Source organism: Bacillus sp. AFS053548 (assembly GCF_002575105.1).
Taxonomy (GTDB): Bacteria; Bacillota; Bacilli; order Bacillales; family Bacillaceae_G; genus Gottfriedia.
Map to the genome: position 1 here is coordinate 1 of NZ_NUHI01000024.1, position 18,113 is coordinate 18,113.

19 protein-coding genes are annotated in these 18,113 nt (G+C 32.3%); 5 read left to right on the forward strand and 14 right to left on the reverse strand.

Features of this window, described 5'->3' with window-relative positions; genetic code table 11:
• Nucleotides 1-293: 293 nt before the first annotated feature.
• From ccpA to CN946_RS12325, 6 genes are all read right to left on the reverse strand, one after another.
• The gene (ccpA, locus tag CN946_RS12305; protein WP_098861378.1) at nt 294-1,292 is read right to left on the reverse strand and encodes a catabolite control protein A; all 999 of its coding nucleotides are present in this window, start codon (nt 1,290-1,292) and stop codon (nt 294-296) included.
• Nucleotides 1,293-1,551: 259 nt separating this feature from the next.
• Nucleotides 1,552-2,622: a bifunctional 3-deoxy-7-phosphoheptulonate synthase/chorismate mutase gene (locus CN946_RS12310; RefSeq protein WP_056473486.1), complete on the reverse strand. Its 1,071-nt coding sequence runs from the start codon at nt 2,620-2,622 to the stop codon at nt 1,552-1,554.
• A gap of 666 nt (nt 2,623-3,288) precedes the next feature.
• A complete protein-coding gene (locus tag CN946_RS24020) occupies nt 3,289-3,756 on the reverse strand; it encodes an alpha/beta fold hydrolase (RefSeq protein ID WP_353616195.1) in 468 nt (155 codons plus the stop codon).
• The gene (locus tag CN946_RS24025) at nt 3,753-4,052 is read right to left on the reverse strand and encodes an alpha/beta fold hydrolase (RefSeq protein ID WP_353616196.1); all 300 of its coding nucleotides are present in this window, start codon (nt 4,050-4,052) and stop codon (nt 3,753-3,755) included. Before CN946_RS24025 ends, CN946_RS24020 begins: the two co-directional genes overlap by 4 nt.
• A gap of 183 nt (nt 4,053-4,235) precedes the next feature.
• Nucleotides 4,236-5,357, reverse strand: a complete 1,122-nt coding sequence (locus CN946_RS12320; RefSeq protein WP_098861456.1) for an RNA-guided endonuclease InsQ/TnpB family protein — start codon at nt 5,355-5,357, stop codon at nt 4,236-4,238.
• A gap of 178 nt (nt 5,358-5,535) precedes the next feature.
• On the reverse strand, nt 5,536-6,495 hold the full coding sequence (locus CN946_RS12325; RefSeq protein ID WP_098861379.1) for an acetamidase/formamidase family protein: 960 nt from the start codon (nt 6,493-6,495) through the stop codon (nt 5,536-5,538).
• A 232-nt stretch (nt 6,496-6,727) separates the two neighbouring features.
• On the opposite strand from CN946_RS12325, the gene CN946_RS12330 reads away from it, so the two are divergent.
• A complete protein-coding gene (locus CN946_RS12330; RefSeq protein WP_098861380.1) occupies nt 6,728-7,117 on the forward strand; it encodes a rhodanese-like domain-containing protein in 390 nt (129 codons plus the stop codon).
• A 209-nt stretch (nt 7,118-7,326) separates the two neighbouring features.
• Here CN946_RS12330 and ytxJ read toward each other — a convergent pair whose 3' ends face one another.
• Both ytxJ and CN946_RS12340 read right to left on the reverse strand, forming a co-directional pair.
• Nucleotides 7,327-7,656 carry a bacillithiol system redox-active protein YtxJ gene (gene ytxJ / locus CN946_RS12335; RefSeq protein WP_098426527.1) on the reverse strand — a complete coding sequence of 110 codons (330 nt, stop codon included), beginning with the start codon at nt 7,654-7,656 and terminating at the stop codon, nt 7,327-7,329.
• Entirely contained in the window at nt 7,622-8,119 is a 498-nt protein-coding gene (locus CN946_RS12340) for a DUF948 domain-containing protein (RefSeq protein ID WP_097979145.1), read from the reverse strand. The genes ytxJ and CN946_RS12340 overlap by 35 nt, the downstream gene beginning before the upstream one ends.
• 199 nt (nt 8,120-8,318) lie before the next feature.
• On the opposite strand from CN946_RS12340, the gene CN946_RS12345 reads away from it, so the two are divergent.
• The gene (locus CN946_RS12345; RefSeq protein WP_098861381.1) at nt 8,319-9,434 is read left to right on the forward strand and encodes an aminopeptidase; all 1,116 of its coding nucleotides are present in this window, start codon (nt 8,319-8,321) and stop codon (nt 9,432-9,434) included.
• A gap of 209 nt (nt 9,435-9,643) precedes the next feature.
• Here CN946_RS12345 and CN946_RS12350 read toward each other — a convergent pair whose 3' ends face one another.
• Nucleotides 9,644-10,852: a dicarboxylate/amino acid:cation symporter gene (locus CN946_RS12350; RefSeq protein WP_098861382.1), complete on the reverse strand. Its 1,209-nt coding sequence runs from the start codon at nt 10,850-10,852 to the stop codon at nt 9,644-9,646.
• Between the two features lie 215 nt (nt 10,853-11,067).
• Nucleotides 11,068-11,328 carry a DUF1292 domain-containing protein gene (locus CN946_RS12355; protein ID WP_049819710.1) on the reverse strand — a complete coding sequence of 87 codons (261 nt, stop codon included), beginning with the start codon at nt 11,326-11,328 and terminating at the stop codon, nt 11,068-11,070.
• Between the two features lie 322 nt (nt 11,329-11,650).
• On the opposite strand from CN946_RS12355, the gene CN946_RS12360 reads away from it, so the two are divergent.
• On the forward strand, nt 11,651-11,938 hold the full coding sequence (locus CN946_RS12360) for a hypothetical protein (RefSeq protein WP_098861383.1): 288 nt from the start codon (nt 11,651-11,653) through the stop codon (nt 11,936-11,938).
• A 567-nt stretch (nt 11,939-12,505) separates the two neighbouring features.
• Here the strand turns inward: CN946_RS12360 and CN946_RS12365 are convergent.
• The 4 genes from CN946_RS12365 to CN946_RS12380 form a co-directional block, all read right to left on the reverse strand.
• Nucleotides 12,506-13,834 carry a Na+/H+ antiporter NhaC family protein gene (locus tag CN946_RS12365; protein WP_141546906.1) on the reverse strand — a complete coding sequence of 443 codons (1,329 nt, stop codon included), beginning with the start codon at nt 13,832-13,834 and terminating at the stop codon, nt 12,506-12,508.
• Nucleotides 13,835-14,123: 289 nt separating this feature from the next.
• The gene (locus CN946_RS12370) at nt 14,124-14,798 is read right to left on the reverse strand and encodes a GNAT family N-acetyltransferase (RefSeq protein ID WP_098861384.1); all 675 of its coding nucleotides are present in this window, start codon (nt 14,796-14,798) and stop codon (nt 14,124-14,126) included.
• A 57-nt stretch (nt 14,799-14,855) separates the two neighbouring features.
• Nucleotides 14,856-15,830: an HD domain-containing protein gene (locus CN946_RS12375; RefSeq protein WP_098861385.1), complete on the reverse strand. Its 975-nt coding sequence runs from the start codon at nt 15,828-15,830 to the stop codon at nt 14,856-14,858.
• Nucleotides 15,831-15,850: 20 nt separating this feature from the next.
• Nucleotides 15,851-16,741, reverse strand: a complete 891-nt coding sequence (locus CN946_RS12380) for a PhzF family phenazine biosynthesis protein (protein ID WP_098861386.1) — start codon at nt 16,739-16,741, stop codon at nt 15,851-15,853.
• A gap of 224 nt (nt 16,742-16,965) precedes the next feature.
• Here CN946_RS12380 and CN946_RS12385 point away from each other — a divergent pair, with 224 nt between their 5' ends.
• Complete coding sequence (locus tag CN946_RS12385) at nt 16,966-17,439, forward strand: hypothetical protein (RefSeq protein WP_098861387.1); 474 nt, start codon at nt 16,966-16,968, stop codon at nt 17,437-17,439.
• Nucleotides 17,440-17,625: 186 nt separating this feature from the next.
• Nucleotides 17,626-18,099 carry a pentapeptide repeat-containing protein gene (locus tag CN946_RS12390; RefSeq protein ID WP_098861388.1) on the forward strand — a complete coding sequence of 158 codons (474 nt, stop codon included), beginning with the start codon at nt 17,626-17,628 and terminating at the stop codon, nt 18,097-18,099.
• The last annotated feature ends 14 nt before the right edge of the window (nt 18,100-18,113 follow it).

Here is an 18,113-nt window from a genome sequence, read left to right on the forward strand (position 1 = left end):
ACCAATTTTAATTGCGATACTCAGATTTTAATTGCATTTTTACCAATTTTAATTGCGATTCTCCTCTTATTTAAACTTTATTTGCGGTTCTCCCATGTTTATTTGCACCCCTTCGTTTATTCAACGACACCCTCTTTTTATTTGTACCAATTAAGAACATTAACGGACCTCCCATGTTTATTTGCACCTATTGAGAACTTAATTGTGGTCCACCCAAATTTACTTTCACCAATAAATTCCCCATAAAAACAAAAAAGCCTAGAATCACTAAAATTCTAAGCTACTTTCATCATTTACTTTGTTGATTGTCTAATTTGAAGATGATGCGGAAGAATGACTGTATGATCTTCCACTGTCTCTTTATTCATATACTTCGTTAATAATCTCATTGCAACTGCACCAATATCATACATTGGTTGAGCAACAGATGATAATTTTGGACGCACCATTAATGCCAATCTTGTATTATCAAACCCAAAAACCTCAAGATTATTCGGAACTAATATACCGTGGTCTTGGGCACTGTGGATAACGCCAATCGCCATTTCATCAGATGCTACGAAAATCGCGGTCGGAATAATATTACGCTCATGGAAAGCTTCAAAAGCTTCACTTCCTGATTCATACGTATTATCACCATAAGTTACTAACTCTTCATCGAATTCGATTCCATTTTCTTGTAAAGCACGTTTATATCCTTCTAACTTACTTAATCCGATAATATTCGTTTCAGTAGGTCCGTTTACGAATGCTACCTTTTGGTGACCTTTTTTAATTAAATAATCTACTGCATCAAATGCCGCCTGAGTATAGTCGATATTTACTGAAGGGATTTTATTAGCTTCATCATATGTAGTCGATAATACGATTGGAACGCCAGCCTTTTCGTACTCTTCTTGATGAATATCCGTAATTGTTCCACCAATAAATAAAATTCCGTCAACCTGTTTTGCTAACATATTATTCATTAATGTAATTTCTTTCTCAACATTCTCATCTGAGTTACTTAAGATAATATTGTATTTATACATTGTTGCAATATCTTCAATACCACGTGCTAGTTCTGCATAAAAAGTATTTGAAATATCTGGAATTATTACACCAACTGTAGTTGTTTTTTTACTTGCTAGTCCTCTTGCTACTGCATTTGGTCTATATCCTAAACGACTGATCGCTTCGTTTACTTTTTTTCGTGTAGTAGGTTTAACATTTGGATTACCATTAACTACTCGTGAAACTGTAGCCATGGAAACGTTTGCCTCACGTGCTACATCATAAATCGTAACCGTCATATTCATCACTCCTCTATTTTATTCTATCTATTATGTAGTTTGTTTTTTATTTAGGTAAAATAGTCATAAAACGTAATATTCCACAAAAATAGTGCTTCATTCTATCTTATAGTGAAACGAATATTCGTTCAATACACCTATTAGAAAAAAATGTAAATTATTCGTAGTTTATCACTATATATTGCTAATTTAAAACAAACGTTCACAAATTATTCAAAAAGCGCCGACTGATTTTGTTCAGCCAGCGCTTTTATGTTGATTATCGATTTATGAAAGAATTAACTTCAGACATAAATTGGTCAAATTGATCAAAATTCATTTGCTGAGATGAGTCACTTAAAGCAGTAGCAGGATCTGGATGAACCTCTGCCATAATACCATCAGCTCCAATTGCTAGTCCCGCTTTTGCTGCAGGTATTAGTAAGTCTCTTCTACCTGTCGAATGTGTAACATCTACTAATACTGGTAAATGTGTTTCTTGTTTTAAAATTGGAACAGCTGTTATATCTAATGTATTCCTCGTAGCTTTTTCATAAGTTCTTATGCCACGTTCACATAAAATAATTTCTTGATTGCCTTCTGACATAATGTATTCAGCTGCATAAATGAATTCTTCGATTGTCGCTGATAAACCTCTTTTTAATAAAATTGGTTTATTTACAGAACCTGCTGCTTTTAGTAATTCAAAGTTCTGCATATTTCTTGCGCCGATTTGAATGATATCAACATAATCTAATGCCATTTCAATATGTTCTGGGCTTACTATTTCACTAATAATTGCCAACCCATGGTTTTGGCCAACTTCTTTTAAAATCTTTAAGCCCTCTTCACCTAGTCCTTGGAAGTCATAAGGCGAAGTACGTGGTTTAAATGCACCACCACGCATAATTTTTATTCCTTGTTCCTTTAATACTTTCGCTACTGAATCAACTTGTTCATAGCTCTCGACTGCACATGGACCAGCAATAATAATTGGGCTTCCATCACCAATATTAACACCATTTACATTTACGATTGTGTTTTCTGATTTTCTTTTTCTTGAAACAAGGAGAACTTTTTTATCGTCTTCTTCTTGAAGCTCTAAGCTACTTTTAAAAATTTCTTTAAAAATATGTTGGAGGGTAGCCGTACTAAAAGGACCTTCATTGATTTCGGCAATATGATCTAGCATCTTACGTTCCCTCACTGGGTCATAACGTTTAACACCTTGATCAATTTTTGCTATACCAATTTTCTTAGCGATTTCGCCTCTTTTATTTAATAACTCAAATATTTGATGATTAATCTCGTCTATTTCAATTCTAAGTTGTTCTAAATCATTTTTAGTCAAATTAAATCCTCCTTGCAAATACCAATATCCAATATCTCATTTGTTATTATGACACTTTATTGAAAGCTAATCAAAACATGAGCATTATTTTAAAAAAATGTTTTTTTAGTGAATATTTTGTATTCTCGTTGGGGATATTTCCGACGCAAAATAAAAAGAAGAGTTATCAAAGTAACTCTTCTTTACGTTGTTGAAAAAAGAAGTTGTCAATTAAATAAGTAATGTGATGTGGATTTCCACTACAGGGTGCTCGCTTTCCGCGGGGCGAGACCTGAGCCTCCTCGGCTAGCCTGCGGGGTCTTTAGCCTTCCCGCATATCCCACAGGAGTCGAGCCCCCTTTCGTTCCAATCAACTTATTCATCAAAAAAAGTTTATATTTAAAAACTTTAGAATAAATTTTCAGGTATTAAGATAAAAAGAACAAGAAATATAAAAATAGAAATTACGTTAAAATTTAAAAATAAATAATCCTCTAAATTCGTATCCAAAAAAGGCCATAACTTTTTATCAAAAATTTATGTATTATAAACAAAAATAACTCTAAACCAAAGAAGACCAAAATCTTTATCAATTAATTTTACTTAGTAATCCATTCTTTAATATTGACTGTTTTTTTAAACAAGCAAAAAAAGAAGAGTTGTTAAACAAACTCTTCTTTTTTAATCTTAGGAAATACTACGTCCTTCTTCGACATCTAATACTCTGTCCAACCATTCGTTAATCAGTGAGTTGAATAGATTCTCTTGTTCTATTTGAAGATTATGGCCAGCTTTATCTAAAATTGCAAATGATGCTCTTGGAAAATTTTCAAGAATAGTAAATGCGTCTTTAAACCCTACGACCGAGTCTTGTAATCCTAATAAAAATAGGCTAGGTTTATTAAACTTAATTTTATCTATTTCAAATGAAAATCCGTAGTTATTCCTTATTTTAGATAAAAATTCTTGATCAGCAATTGAACATCCGCTAACAATTTCCTCCTTATAGCGAACCCAAGTTTTTTCATCTAAAATTACGTTATTTGAACGAAAATCAGTTTTTTCAAGTTCATTTAATTGATTTAAAAAAGTTTTATCTTCAACTATTATAGTATGTCTTGGTAACGACCTTTTCTCAAATTGTGGAATAATCATTGGGCAAATAATGCAACACCTTTGACTTTTTCAGGTCTATTAGCAATAATTCCTCTTGCTAAATATCCCCCGTAAGATTCTCCGGCTAATAAAAATGAGTGACTCGGTATGATCGTATCAATAAATTTTAAGACGATATTCAGCATATCATCTGTCGTATTAATGTTTGTTCCGCCCTTAGTTTTACCCATACCTGGAAGGTCAAAGTAAATCCTTTTATAACCGTTTTTCTTAGTAAAAATCGGTTCCATGCAACCTTGCATTAACCTAGAGTCTGGAGTAAACCAATGAATCATAACGATTGGTTTTCCGTTGCCAAAAATTTATAAAAATCAATAAATAACTATTATTTTTATAGATTTCGTTTATTTCCCTTTTCTACGTGTCAGATTTTGCCTAGTCAGGCTACTTTCGTTTGGTATAACACTCCAAGGGCGTAAATTCGGATACAACGAATCCTACATGTTCAGTTATGACGTTTAGGTAACATTTACTAATTTATATCGTGACAAGTTGATCGCACCGTTTAAATCTCGATCAATTTCATGACCACATTCACATTTGTATATTCGGTCTGATAGCCTTAAATTTTTTTTCAAATTCCCACAATTTGAACACATTTTAGAAGATGGGTACCAAATATCAGCTTCAACAAATTCAATGCCATATTTTTCACATTTATATTGAATTTGGCGTTTGAATTTCAATAAACACTGCTTTGCAATTGCTTTTGACAGGTGCTTATTCTTCATCATCCCTTTAATATTTAGAATTTCCATTACGACGCGATAAGGTTTGGTTTTCACGATCTCGCTCGTGGATTGATGAAGATGATTTAGTCTGATATTTGTCAATCTTCTATGGAGGTGTTGTATCTTTTTTTCGATTTTTAGTATGTTACTTGTTTTGACGAAACGGTTTTCCTCCTTATTCATTTCATATTTACGAGAAACTCGACGCTGTAACCTACGTAGACGTTTCTCTGCACTTTTAGCAGTATCTGTCTTGTTAATATTGTTCTTCTTGGTGCCATCTGAACAAACGGCTAATTTTTTTATCCCTACGTCAATACCAAGTGAGACATCTGTATGTTCAATTGTTGGTTTTAATTCTTCAATCCCTACAGATATATACCAGTATTTCCCATCGTTACTAATTCTAGGATTAAAGTATTTTTCATCCGGTATCAATTCAGAAGTTACAACCCAACCGACTTTTTCAATCAACACTTTCTTTCCTTTTACTTTTAACTTTACATTATCGTTATAAAAGGATGGTTTTGATTTTCTTTTACTTTTGAATCGTGGTTTATCTGCTAACCCTCTAAAGAACTTTTCATACGCATGACAAAGATCTTTTATCGCTTGTTTTGTAATATTATTTGATACCCCATACAACCAAGAAAACTCATCAGTTTGTTTTAATAAAGTTAATTCTTTTCTTAATATGCCATTAGAAATAAACTTCCCACCGTTTTTATAACTTTCTTCTTGTTTGGACAAGGACCAGTTATAAGCCCATCTGGCAGTTCCCACTGATTTCCATAATTGTGTTTCTTGTTCTTTAGTTGGTCTTAATCTTACTCTTTTCGCAAGTATCATTGTTTTATTCACAATATTAAGAGTTTGTTTAGTTCCACCGACCCAATCAACTTTCAAATTACTCACCTCATGTATTCTATATAAACACAATGAGTGATTTGCATTTAGAACAAATTGTGATATTTTTATAAACTTTTATAAATTTAAATTAACTTTTGTGACCCTCCAATTTTCAAATCTATTCATTCTTATAAATTGAAGTGATATTAATATTATGAGGCAAAACAGCATGGACACCCTTAACATGGTTAACAATTTGAGTTATTCTCAAATCAACACAAACACTAGCTAAAGCAACCGCTTCTGTTTTTTCAATAGCATATAGCTCTTGAATTAATTCGACCATACCATTTAATGCTGTTTTAGTTGCTTTATTTAAGTCTTCATCAAAGCCAAAAGTAAGCCACCCTACCGGCGTGTTAGCTCGTGGCATATTAATCTGCATGTCTTCTCTTACTGTAAGAGTTAGATTCACTTTATCAAATGGAGATTCGATCGCTTGACCAGATACTTCCCCATCTCCTTGTGCAGCATGTCCATCACCCGCAGATAAAAGTGCTCCTTCAACGGCTATAGGTAAATACAAAGTACTACCTTCTACCAACTCTTTACAGTCGATATTTCCCCCACAATATCTCGGCGGTATAGTCGAATGTACACCTGATTCAGTAGGCGCTGTACCTAGGACTCCTAAAAATGGTACTAATGGTACTGAAACTTCCTTATCTCTAATTTTAGTATTCGCCGTATTGTTTTCTTCATTGATTAGCCAATTTAATGTCACTTCTAGTTCTTCTGAAATACCTAATGCGTTATTTTGCCAGTTCTTTTTACCACCTGCACAATTCCAGCCGTACCAGCCAGCTTTTAATTCGTTTATTTTAACTTCAAGTGTCATACCCGGTTTAGCACCTTCTACAAAAAATGGACCAATCATAGGATGACCCCATTCTTCTTCCTTTTCCCTTGACACGAATTTTACTCTTTCTCCATTTTGATGCGAATAACCCCACCCGATATCAATCGTATCAAACTCAATCGAATCACCAGAACGAATGATTTGAATTGGTTCATATTCGTTACTAAAAGATGCATGCAAATGCTGATCTGATGTCTTAAATTTAAATGTTTCTGGCATATTTACTCCTTCTTTCAACGCTCGATTTTAATATGTAAAAATAATTTAACTATAAATAATTTCTGCACGTAACTTCATTTCCCTTGTTTTAATTATAAATTTTCATTACTTTTTTCCTATAAACCCTATGATTTGCTCCATCAATTTGAATTGCATAAGACTTTCGGTGTATTGTATAGATGAGATTTCCAAATTTAGGGATTTCTAATTTCATTATACTGGAGGAGTAATAATGGCAATTACTTTTAAACAAATGGTTGCAGAAGCACGTGACAATGTACAAGGAATCAGTTCAGCAGATGCTCGTGAAAAAATTAATTCAAATCCTGAAACATTAGTAATTGATGTTCAAGACGCAGCTGATGCAGGTGCATGCGGATTAATACCAAGCAGTTTGAATATCTCACTTGGAATGCTACCAATCCGTGCTGATTTAGAATTACCTGAACATTTACGCGAGCCTAAATTAGCAGATCGAAATCGCCCTGTTCTTGTTACATGTGGCGCAGGTGGTCAAGCATCTTTAGGAGCATATATACTTAAAAAAATGGGATTCACTGATGTTGCATATATCGATGGTGGTACTGCTGCGTGGAAAGCTGCTGGTTTTGACGTAGAATAACTCTCTGACTGTCCGCCAAACGCTCGCTTTCTTCGTTGCTTCACCTGCTGAGCGGTGCTCATTACCGATAAAGGTAACTCCGCTCCTCATCAGGCTTCGCGCCTCGAAAGGCAAACGTTTTCAATCAGTCTGAGAATCAAACTTTTTGGGTATTTTTCAAACTACATAAAAAAACTGCACCTTAAGTTACGATTTAAGGTGCAGTTTTTTTATTTTTTTAATAAAGCATTTTCAATTGAATCTTTCTTAATTGAAAAATGAGAAGTATTATAAACTGCTTCTCCATTTTCAAAAATAAATAATTGAGGAGATTCATGTTTGATTGCCGTTTTCTCAGCAATATAGTTAGACAATTCTCTGTCATCTTGAACTTGTAAAAAATACAATGGTACATTCTCATATGCAGATGCAAATGCTAAAAATTCAGTATAAGCTGCATGACTAATTGGGCATGTTGTACTATGCTTTAAAAATACAAATTTCTCTTCGTTGTTAATTAGTTCATCAAACTGTTGAATCGTTGATATTCGATTTACCATTTCTCTTTTTTCCCTCACGCTTCGTTTTATACTTTTCCCATAAATCCATTGCTGTATTACCCCAATTAACTACTTGGGACATTTTTTCAGTACTAACTTTTACAGTATTCGATACATTATTAGCAGTATCTCGTACTTTTTCATTCATTTCTGAGATTGTAACTCCGACTTCTTCGACTGATTTAGCTAATACATCAAGGGATTTTGCTCGTTCACGCATATCTTTCGTAAGTTCATTCGAATTATTCACAAAAATTTTAGCCTCATTTGCTAAATGATTCGAAGTATGTACTAATTGAACGGCTTCAACACAAACATTATGTAAATCTTTTTGTGTTTCAGCAATAGTAGACTCTACACCTCTAAATACCCTTTCTAGTCGGAATAAAGTACGACTAATAAATACAACTAAGATCACAAATGCAACTGCTGCGATTAATGCACTAATTGAAATTAAATCCATTCGAAAAAACCCCTTTCATTCATAGCCTTCCACAAATTTAATCACTTATTTCGTATTATACTACAAATTTTACCAAACACTAAACTAGTCGTAAAACAAGTTTTCAAATTCTTTAGTAAAAAAAGAATACTTTAGTAAACAAAACTGACTAAATAGTTTACAATAGGTATATAGTTATAATTATTGGAGGGAATTTTCAATGAAAGATCCACGTATTTCAAAATTAGCTAAAAACTTAATCAATTACTCAGTAAAATTACAACCAGGAGAAAAAATCTTAATTGAAAACTTTAAGCTAGAAACTGAATTAGTTACAGCTTTAGTTAAAGAAGCATATGCTGCTGGTGGTTTTCCTTTCGTATCAATCAAGGATCATAAAGTAGATCGTGCATTATTAATGGGTGCTACTGAAGAACACTTTAATAAAGTAGCAGAATACGAAGCAAATGTAATGAAAGATATGGATGCTTATATCGGTTTACGTTCAGGTGTTAATATTAATGAACTTTCTGATGTACCAGATGAAAAAACTAAAATCCATGGTAAAACTGTAGGCCAAAAAGTACATAGAGCAATTCGTGTTCCAAAAACTAAATGGGTTGTACTACGTTACCCAACTGATTCAATGGCTCAATCAGCAAAAATGAGCACTGAAGCATTTGAAGATTTCTATTTTAATGTATGTAATTTAGATTACGGAAAAATGGACAAAGCAATGGATGCTCTTGTTGAATTAATGAACCGTACAGATAAAGTTCAAATTAAAGGACCTGGAACTGATCTTACATTCTCAATTAAAGATATCCCAGCTATTAAATGTGCTGGTGAAATGAATATTCCTGATGGTGAAGTATTTACAGCACCTGTTCGTAATTCAGTAAATGGTACACTTTCTTATAACACGCCATCTCCTAACAATGGTTTTACTTTTGAAAATGTTCAACTTAAATTCAAAGAAGGTAAAATTGTTGAAGCAACTGCTAACGACACTGAGCGTATCAATAAAATCTTTGATACAGATGAAGGTGCACGTTTTATCGGTGAATTCGCAATTGGTGTAAATCCATACATCTTACACCCAATGGGAGACATCTTATTCGATGAAAAAATCGATGGAAGCTTTCACTTTACACCAGGTCAAGCTTATGATGAAGCTTACAACGGTAACAACTCAAATATCCACTGGGATATGGTTTGTATCCAACGTCCTGAATACGGTGGAGGAGAAATCTATTTCGATGACGTTTTAATCCGTAAAGATGGTCTTTTCGTAATCGAAGAATTAAAAGAATTAAACCCTGAAAACTTAAAATAATTTTTTAAAAATGAGAACACATATTAAGCTATGTGTTCTTTTTTGTATCGATTAATTTGAAATATATCTTGCTTCTGATGGCTCTACTTATGTAACAGGCCAAGTACTTCATGTAAATGGGGATATTATGACTGAAACTTGAAAAATGAGAAGACAAGGAATAATACTCTTACAAAAATAAAAGACTGGGAGATTCCCAGTCTTCGTTTTTATGCAGCCTTTTTCCCGTTAGTCAATCTCTCAACTAACATGCTTACAGATAAATCACCTGTTGCATTTAACATTGTTGCAGGCGGATCAATTAACGTACTAATTGCCGCAAGAATTGGTAAAGATTCTACTGGTAAACCAAACAGAGAAAGAATTAACATTTCCCCAATCATTCCACCATTCGGAATTGCTCCCATTACCATACCAACTAGTAATGCAATACCGATTGTTACAAGATAAATATTCAAACCAGAGAAATTCATTCCAAATACACCAAAGGCAAAAGCAATTTTTACGACTCCACCCATAACAGATCCATCTTTGTGTAATGCACTAGCTAAAGGAATAACAGTCTCTCTAATATTTTTAGATACGCCCATTTGTTCAGCTGATTCAAAATTTGTTGGTATCGTTGCTGCACTACTACAAGTTCCTAAAGATGTTAACGTTGAAGGTAATACATTTTTCCAATAAATTCTAAATCCATAACTACCACCGGCCATATAAGCAATAATACTATAAACAATAAAATAAAATAGAATAGCAGTTACATAATATAAAACAAAAACTCGCTCATATGAACCTAGTAATTCCTTTCCGTATGTTGGAACAAGATAAGCAAAATAAGCTCCTAATCCTACAGGTGCAAGATACATAATATAGTTAACCATATTCATGATCACTACATTACCACTTGATAATAATTTTTTAACAATGTCTGCTTTATCGCCAGCTTTATTCGTTGCTAAACCAACTAATACAGCAAATACAATAATTGCTAACATGTTACTTCTTGAAAACAAGCCTGAGAAATCATTCACCGTAAATGTATTTACAATTTGCTCGGCTACTGATACTTTATCAGTTGCATCTGGCTTAACAATTGGGATATGAACCCCATGTGCAGGTGGATAAAACTTCATAACAACAAGCATTATGATCGCTGCAATAATACCTGTAAATAAAAATACTCCTGACATATTTCGCATAATCTTACCGAATTTTTCTCCTCCACCATTTGCAAAGCTTGAAGCTACAGAGAAAAACACAAGCGGTACAACTACTACGAATAATAAGTTTAAAAAGAAATCCCCTATTGGTTTAAGGGCTATTCCTACGCTTTCGTTAGTGTAACCGATGACTGAACCTATGATGATACTACTTAGTAAAATCAAAGGGAAAGCGTAATTTCTAAATGAAAATTGCATAAGCTTCCTCCTAATATAATTGCTATTTGTAGTATACCGAAAATTTAATAGTTTGTACTCCTAATTTTTAATAAAACCTACATATTTCTACATAAACATACAAAAAAGAACACTTTGTATGATCTACAAGTGTTCTAATTTTATTAAAATTATGAAATACTTCCTATTCCTTTACCCGTATTCCAATGCTTTAATCCTACTTATTTCTGATCTTATTATCTTAAGACTTCATCAAAAGCAGCTGAAACTTTTTCAAACTCTTCTTCTGTTTCTATATCGTAAAACTCGCCATCTTCTTCGACTCTTAGGAAGAAAACATCAATATCCTCTTCACTTTCTTTTTCTACTTCTTCTAGTAAACCTACTGCTATGTATTCATGACCCTCAATCGTAATTGAGCCTAGTACTTCGTAATCTTGCTCGTCTCCTTCATCATAGCTAAGTGTAAGAATTTCGCCTACTTCAATCTTTTCCATAAATCTTTACCTCACTTATTTCAAATTCATTTTGCATAAAGAAAAACCTTTATGTTCCTTTAGTGTAACAGAATGATGCAAAACGTTAAATTGTAAATACACTTAAAGCTTTTCTAAATCGTTCTATTTTTAAACCATCTTTTTCTGGAGAATCAATTTTAGTAAAAAAAATTGATTTTTTAAAAATTTACATGAATATACTTACCAACGCTGTAATAAGATTTAGAACAACCAATTCTTAAGTTTCTTTCAAGTTTATTAAGTTGGACAAGCCTATGTCTTCAAATAGTAGATATTTTCTATATTTAGGGAGGATTACAGAATGTCAAAATTAATAACGAGTCAAGAACAAATTAGTAGAAAAACTGAAAAATTTAAATCATTCTTTCAACGTTTTACTAAAAACCAAATAATTGATGAAACGCCATCACAACTTTTACATAATGAGTTAAGAAGCTTACAAAAACTTTTAGAGCTAAAAGAAATTAATTTTATTTATGCCGATCCCGAATACATTGATGTGGCTATTATGGAATTAGAAGCTATACGTACAAAATACAGTATTACTGTTAGACAATTAAAGGAAATACAGTCTGCTAGTGTTGTATGAAAAAAAGAGATAAATAGCATAGTAGCTATTTATCTCTTTTCATACTGTTGAAAAAAGAAGTTGTCAATTAAATAAGAATGTCTTGTTGATTTCCACTACGGGATGCTCGCTTTCCATGGGGCATGAGCTGAGCCTCCTCGTTCCTGCGGGGTCTCACCCTTCCTGCATCTCCCATAGGAGTCGAGCATCCCTTCGTTCCAATCAACTCTTCAAATATAAAAATTAATCTTTAAATCATTAGAATAATCATTATAGCCTTTTATTGTCTAAACTGTACCTAAAAGTCAAATTCAAATTCTACTTATGCAACCTTACACAAATATGTAAATACCTTTATGATCTTACTCTTTCGCTCAAATAATTTTTTAGCGAAATCATTATTAGATCAATTAAAAACGTAAAAAATAATACTTTATTCAACGAGTAACAGAGCCTCTTATATAAAGTTAAACATACTTTTCATATTTACTTTAATATTATTCAACACTCTGAAAAGAGATAAATTGCATAGTTAGCTATTTATCTCTTTTTCTATGTTAATTTCTCTAGAATTAAAATTTTTCCTGATTAAGAACTAGCCTCATACTTAGTTTCATATGTCTTAACTTTTTTAAATACATTAATGACAATCGTTAAGCACGGAAGAAGCCATAAGAATATTGCATAAGGTAAATACTCATGTAACTTCATATTAATGACTGTACTACTCATGATTGCAAGAACATTCCAAGGGATCATCGCTGGAAATAATAAAGTTGTATCCGCCATTAACCTCGCCAATTCTTCTTTGTTATATTTAGTTGACCAATGCGTTAAAAAAGATCTCCCTGTTAAAATAATAGGCATCGTTTGGTTACCTGCTATTACACATATAACAGCAGTAGCACCAATTGTTTTCAAAGAATCGGATAACATCGAAGTTGAGGTTTGTAGCCATTTATCCAACATAGGCTGAATGATATTAAGCTCCTCTAATAACGCATTATAAATACCTGCTACAGCAATAAACAATAACAAGCTATACATATGACTTAGCCCTCCACCAAGTCCATTAATTCCGTGCCAAAAAGAATTCACAACTTTACTAAAAGAAATTCCATTAAACAAAGCTATTAAACTTCCAGACAAAATACTAATAACATACGAGTAAATAATATTGATTCGAAATAAAACAAGTACAACTAATAAAATCGGTGGAATAAATTGAATGAATGAAATATCCTTGCTGCTTACGACTGCATGATGAGCCTCAGTAATTCCTTTGGCAAATTGTAAATCCATTATACTAAAAAATAAGATTGTAGCGATTACAGCAGTAATTGATGAAAAGAGCATCGCTTTACCTTGTTTTTTTACAGTTGTTTCAAGAATATTAGCTAAAAGCTGATGTGCGCTCGAAAATGGTGACGTACGATCACCGACAAATGCACCTGATATTACCGCTCCCGCTGAAATTTCCACCGGTATATGCAGTAATATAGCACTACTAATCAGTGGAACCCCTAAGGCACTTAATGTTCCAATCGACGAACCCAAAATCATTGAAAAAATCATCGTCGTTAGAAAACAAAACACAAAAAAATGATGTGGATTTATTGCCTGTAAAGTAATCGAAACCATCGATGTGATCGTTCCTGATAAATACCAAGATGGAAGTAAAAAGCTAATTAAAAATAAGATAAAGAGAACAATTTTAACTTTTCCCATCCCTTGATAGCTTAACTTCATAATCTTTCTAACTGCATATCCTCTTTTTAAACTTAATACGATTAAAAAAATTAATCCTGGTAAAATTCCAAATACGAGAGAGATATGTAATATGACGGAACTAATAATTCCAGTCAAAGTTACTAATATTAGGAAACTTGCCTGTTTAACTGAAAATTGATTCTCCATCCTTCTCCTTCTTTCAAACAGATTTACTACACTAAAATTGATTAAATATCATTCATTAATTATATTAGCTTTCAAGTAATAATACACTTATATTTCAATTAAAAAGCACTACTTCATTTTGAGAAGTAATGCTACTTAATGTTCTTAAATTTAAGATGGCTAATTCTTTTGACATATCAATTACATATTCTCTGGTGGCACAATTCCGATAAAGAACTGCATTTAAATCCTCCTTTAACGATCTCAAGAGAATTATTTCTTAATATAGGTCAATTCAATTTATACATCCTTAACTAAAATGTAAATCCGTTCCATATTGAACTAATTTTAATTTTCGTGCGACTGCCTGCGATGCATAATTATCCCAAGAGGTACTATACAAAGCAGTTCGTCCTTGGCCTTGGATGTCCGCAGCCCATGCATTTGAAACGATTAATCCATACTCTTTTCCACGAAAGTCCTCGAGTGTGTATACGCTAGCTTCAGCAGCTTCGGGTGATTGTCTGGCACTACAGCAAATCGATACGGCTATGTCATTTTCAATAATTGCATAACATGGTTCTTTAATTTCTAGCTCCTCATATGTATAAGGAAAGTTTGGTAATAATAATTGTTTATTTGCCTGGGTAATTTTAATGGCATTCCATGATGCCTTGCCAACTGTTTGAAATACATATGCCGGTCCCATCCATAAACTGTCTATCTGATGATTTTTACTTAAAATCCGCATGATATTTACTAATGGTATACTAGAGTTTGTGTCTAAGGCTTCCTCTAATTCAGTTAATTCCTCTTTTTTGAGACAATCCAAAAACCTTTTCACATTTCCCATTTTGGTGCTTCCTATATAAAATCTTGGTGCTTTTGTATATGGTGGTTCATTTATCTGTGTTATTTTTCCAACTTCATCGTGTTTAAATAATACGTTAATATGCATTTCCAAAAGTTCTAGCTCTGATTTCAAAAGGACTCCCCCTAGCTTCAAACTAGATAATTTACATACTTCAAATTTCTTTTTACTTTATCTTTTAATTTTTACAAATGTTCCTTTTTCAGACTTTTCAATTGCGATCTTATTCATTTTAGCAATTTTGTCTGATAAAAGAGATGATTGTTGGACAGTTTTTCCGTCTACTGATACAGACACATCGATAATCCTTCTTTTACCTTTTCGATGAATATCATAATCCTGATCATTTTCTTCGAGCTCAACTTTTGCATTTAAACTGTTTATTAATTCTAGAATTTCTTTATCATTGCTTTCTTGAATTAATGTCATTAACTGCATATCGTCCAATAATAAATCGTTTAAATTGATCATTTCTTTTTGTAATGCCAGTTTAATAATCTTTGCAAGTGAATCATATGAATAAATGCTAATCGGGCCTAAAAAATAATCAATAGCAAGTTGATAGTAAATCACTGTAAACCACTCCGCCATTTCAATAGAGTTTACACAGATTTCTCCATCTACAATTACTAATGAATTTAAAAATGCTTCAATTTCTTTTTTAGGTGTTCCAAAATAAGTATGCATATCTCTTAATGTATAATCTATTCGATCTGCACATAGCTTCGGAAGCTCTTTTTCAAGTATTTCCCATTTATCAATATCAAAAATTTCTTTAATATCGATATGATATTTCTCAAGTATAGAAGGGATCTCTGAATCTAAAATTACTTTTTCAAAGATTGTTTCATGATAATTTTCTTCACTATTATCAAATACAAAATCAATAACATGAGAAAATGCCGTGTGAGAAACATCATGTAATAAACCCGCTATTTGTTCGTTGACCGAACCCCCTAACCTTTTTATTAACAACATAACGCCAATGGAATGGTCATATCGAGTTCCATTAAAATGTTGATCCACTAAAAAGGTAGCACCAGCTTGGTGAATTTTTTTTAACCGTTGAATTGGTTTTGTATTGATTAATTCAACAAGTACTTGATCAATTTTGTATTGCCCATAAAGTTCATCGCTCAAAACCATATACTATACTCCTATTCAATTTATATTTGAAATTCCATCTCTTTAACATAAACAGCATTTCCAGTAATTTCTATATCATAAGTAGAATTTATTTTTTTAACATTTACTTTTACACGTCCGTCTTTCTGAATTTCCGTACCTTGTTCAACAACTAATTCAATTACATCATTAGCATCATTATCAATATATTTAGCATAATAAGCTCCCATAATCCCAGAAGCAGTCCCTGTAACCGGATCTTCAATCGTTCCTGAAAATGCAGAAGAGAAATGGCGAGCATGAAAATCTGCTTTTGAATCGTATGTTTCTAAACAAAATGGATGAACTGACGCTTTTGGAATTTCTTTCAAAATACTAGGAAAAAGTAGATTATTAGGTTGCATATTTTCAAATGAAGATAATTTTTTTATCGGTAAAAGTAAATTCCAGGCACCTGTACTTCCATAAAGAGTTGGTAGACTTGTATCGATTTCTTCTACACTAAGACCAATTGAGGACGCTACATCATTAATCGAGCCTTTAAACTCTACAAATTCTGGTTTTTTTTGTTTCATCGTTATGTAGATCTCATGATTCGAATTGTGAATCTTGATTGGCAAAATCCCAGCCTTTGTTTCGATCGTTAACTCACTTTTAAACTCAATTACCCCTCTTGTGACCAAAGCATATATTACTGCCATTGTCCCGTGACCACATAAATCCATTTCATGCCCTGGTGTAAAATAACGAATTTTATGATCAGCGACTTTCGAATTTAATAGAAATGAAGTTTCATTAAATCCCACTTGTTTTGCAATATCCTGCATTTCATAATCAGTCAAAGAATCGCAATCTAAAACGACTCCAGCCGGATTACCTTTATTGGGCTCTTTACTAAAAGCATCGTAATGGTATACGGTAATATTTTTCATTTTCTCACCTCATTAAGTTTTTATATTCTATTCTCTACCATCAAATCAAACATAAACTAATTTTTTTAGATTGTTAGATTAGTACTTCTATTCAATTGAAATATACATTATTAAACTAATTAAATAAAACGATTACATTTTCTATATGATAATACATTTTCCCAATATTTTTAATTTTAAAAGTTTGATAAAATATTATTAATCATTAAAATTTGGAGGAAAATATGTCATTATTCATAACAGCTTTCGGAGTAAAACTTTTAGTATGCTTAGTCTTTACCTTATTCTGTTTCTTAATTGCATGGCCAGTCGGATTATATTTTCGATACAAAGATGGACAGAAAATGAAAGAGGTATTGCGCGACCAACCAATCAATCGACGCAGTTACTGGCTTAAACAATTCTTAAAATTAAGTCTATCGATTATAGTTTTATATTTTATATCTTTTTTAATTGCACTTTATTTTGATATGTCATTTTCATCTACTGCACCGTTTGTCGGTCTTTTTGCTCTATTACTCATGCTTTATATTAAATTTGCTCCACGTACAACCGGTGAAGCAACACCTGATATTGGTGGATGGCATACAACATCTGTGATCATTGATCCTGATGAATATTTCACTTCAACAGGAGCAACCATTATTTTTGGATCTTTTATTTTTACGGCCTTTGAATTTATAGGCGTTCTATATTAAAATCTTTAGCAATTATTTTATATTTTTCCAAAAAAGCATTAATGATCAAACTGATTATTAATGCTTTTTTTATTACTTTTTTCATTTACATGGTTAGTTGTCGAAAATAAAAATGAAATAAAGTGAAGGGATTCTCAGGAATAAAGTTAAATATATTCAATTATCAAAGCTTTAGGAGGAGAAGAAATGTCAAATTGGAAGACTGCATTATTTGAGTTACAAAAAACAGATATGTCTTTTTCTACATTTAATGAAGTAAGAGCTGAACACTTAGACTTTAATAATGTAAGCTTGGTGAATTCGAAATTTACAAATGCAAACATGAGAAATCTTGAATTAAATGACGTGAATTTATTCGGAACTCGCATTTCAGATGTTAATTTATCTAATACAAAAATAACAAATGGTAATTTAAGAGACTTAGTAATTGATCATGTTCATTTAGCTGGTACAAGCTTCCGCAACATTGTCATTCCGGAAGATCTAAATCTTGACGATCACGCTAATTCTATTAAATTTGAAAAATGCAATTTAACAAATAGTCAGTTCACGGACTGTGATTTAAGTCATATCGAAATTAATAACTGCAATTTATCAGGAATGAAAATTAATGGCATTTTAATTGAGGAATTGTTAAAGAGTTATAGTCAGAGAAAATAGTTTCTACATACAAA

Bases quoted from the DNA above. Each gene is read 5' to 3' on its own strand.
- CN946_RS12365 (WP_141546906.1), bottom strand. From the start codon at position 13,834: ATGGAGAATCAATTTTCAGTTAAACAGGCAAGTTTCCTAATATTAGTA.
- CN946_RS12340 (WP_097979145.1), bottom strand. From the start codon at position 8,119: ATGGATTTAATTTCAATTAGTGCATTAATCGCAGCAGTTGCATTTGTG.
- ccpA (WP_098861378.1), bottom strand. From the start codon at position 1,292: ATGACGGTTACGATTTATGATGTAGCACGTGAGGCAAACGTTTCCATG.
- CN946_RS12380 (WP_098861386.1), bottom strand. From the start codon at position 16,741: ATGAAAAATATTACCGTATACCATTACGATGCTTTTAGTAAAGAGCCC.
- CN946_RS12355 (WP_049819710.1), bottom strand. From the start codon at position 11,328: ATGGAAAAGATTGAAGTAGGCGAAATTCTTACACTTAGCTATGATGAA.
- CN946_RS12350 (WP_098861382.1), bottom strand. From the start codon at position 10,852: ATGCAATTTTCATTTAGAAATTACGCTTTCCCTTTGATTTTACTAAGT.
- CN946_RS12360 (WP_098861383.1), top strand. From the start codon at position 11,651: ATGTCAAAATTAATAACGAGTCAAGAACAAATTAGTAGAAAAACTGAA.
- CN946_RS12375 (WP_098861385.1), bottom strand. From the start codon at position 15,830: ATGGTTTTGAGCGATGAACTTTATGGGCAATACAAAATTGATCAAGTA.
- CN946_RS24020 (WP_353616195.1), bottom strand. From the start codon at position 3,756: ATGATTATTCCACAATTTGAGAAAAGGTCGTTACCAAGACATACTATA.
- CN946_RS12325 (WP_098861379.1), bottom strand. From the start codon at position 6,495: ATGCCAGAAACATTTAAATTTAAGACATCAGATCAGCATTTGCATGCA.
- ytxJ (WP_098426527.1), bottom strand. From the start codon at position 7,656: ATGGTAAATCGAATATCAACGATTCAACAGTTTGATGAACTAATTAAC.
- CN946_RS12345 (WP_098861381.1), top strand. From the start codon at position 8,319: ATGAAAGATCCACGTATTTCAAAATTAGCTAAAAACTTAATCAATTAC.
- CN946_RS24025 (WP_353616196.1), bottom strand. From the start codon at position 4,052: ATGATTCATTGGTTTACTCCAGACTCTAGGTTAATGCAAGGTTGCATG.
- CN946_RS12390 (WP_098861388.1), top strand. From the start codon at position 17,626: ATGTCAAATTGGAAGACTGCATTATTTGAGTTACAAAAAACAGATATG.
- CN946_RS12385 (WP_098861387.1), top strand. From the start codon at position 16,966: ATGTCATTATTCATAACAGCTTTCGGAGTAAAACTTTTAGTATGCTTA.
- CN946_RS12330 (WP_098861380.1), top strand. From the start codon at position 6,728: ATGGCAATTACTTTTAAACAAATGGTTGCAGAAGCACGTGACAATGTA.
- CN946_RS12320 (WP_098861456.1), bottom strand. From the start codon at position 5,357: ATGATACTTGCGAAAAGAGTAAGATTAAGACCAACTAAAGAACAAGAA.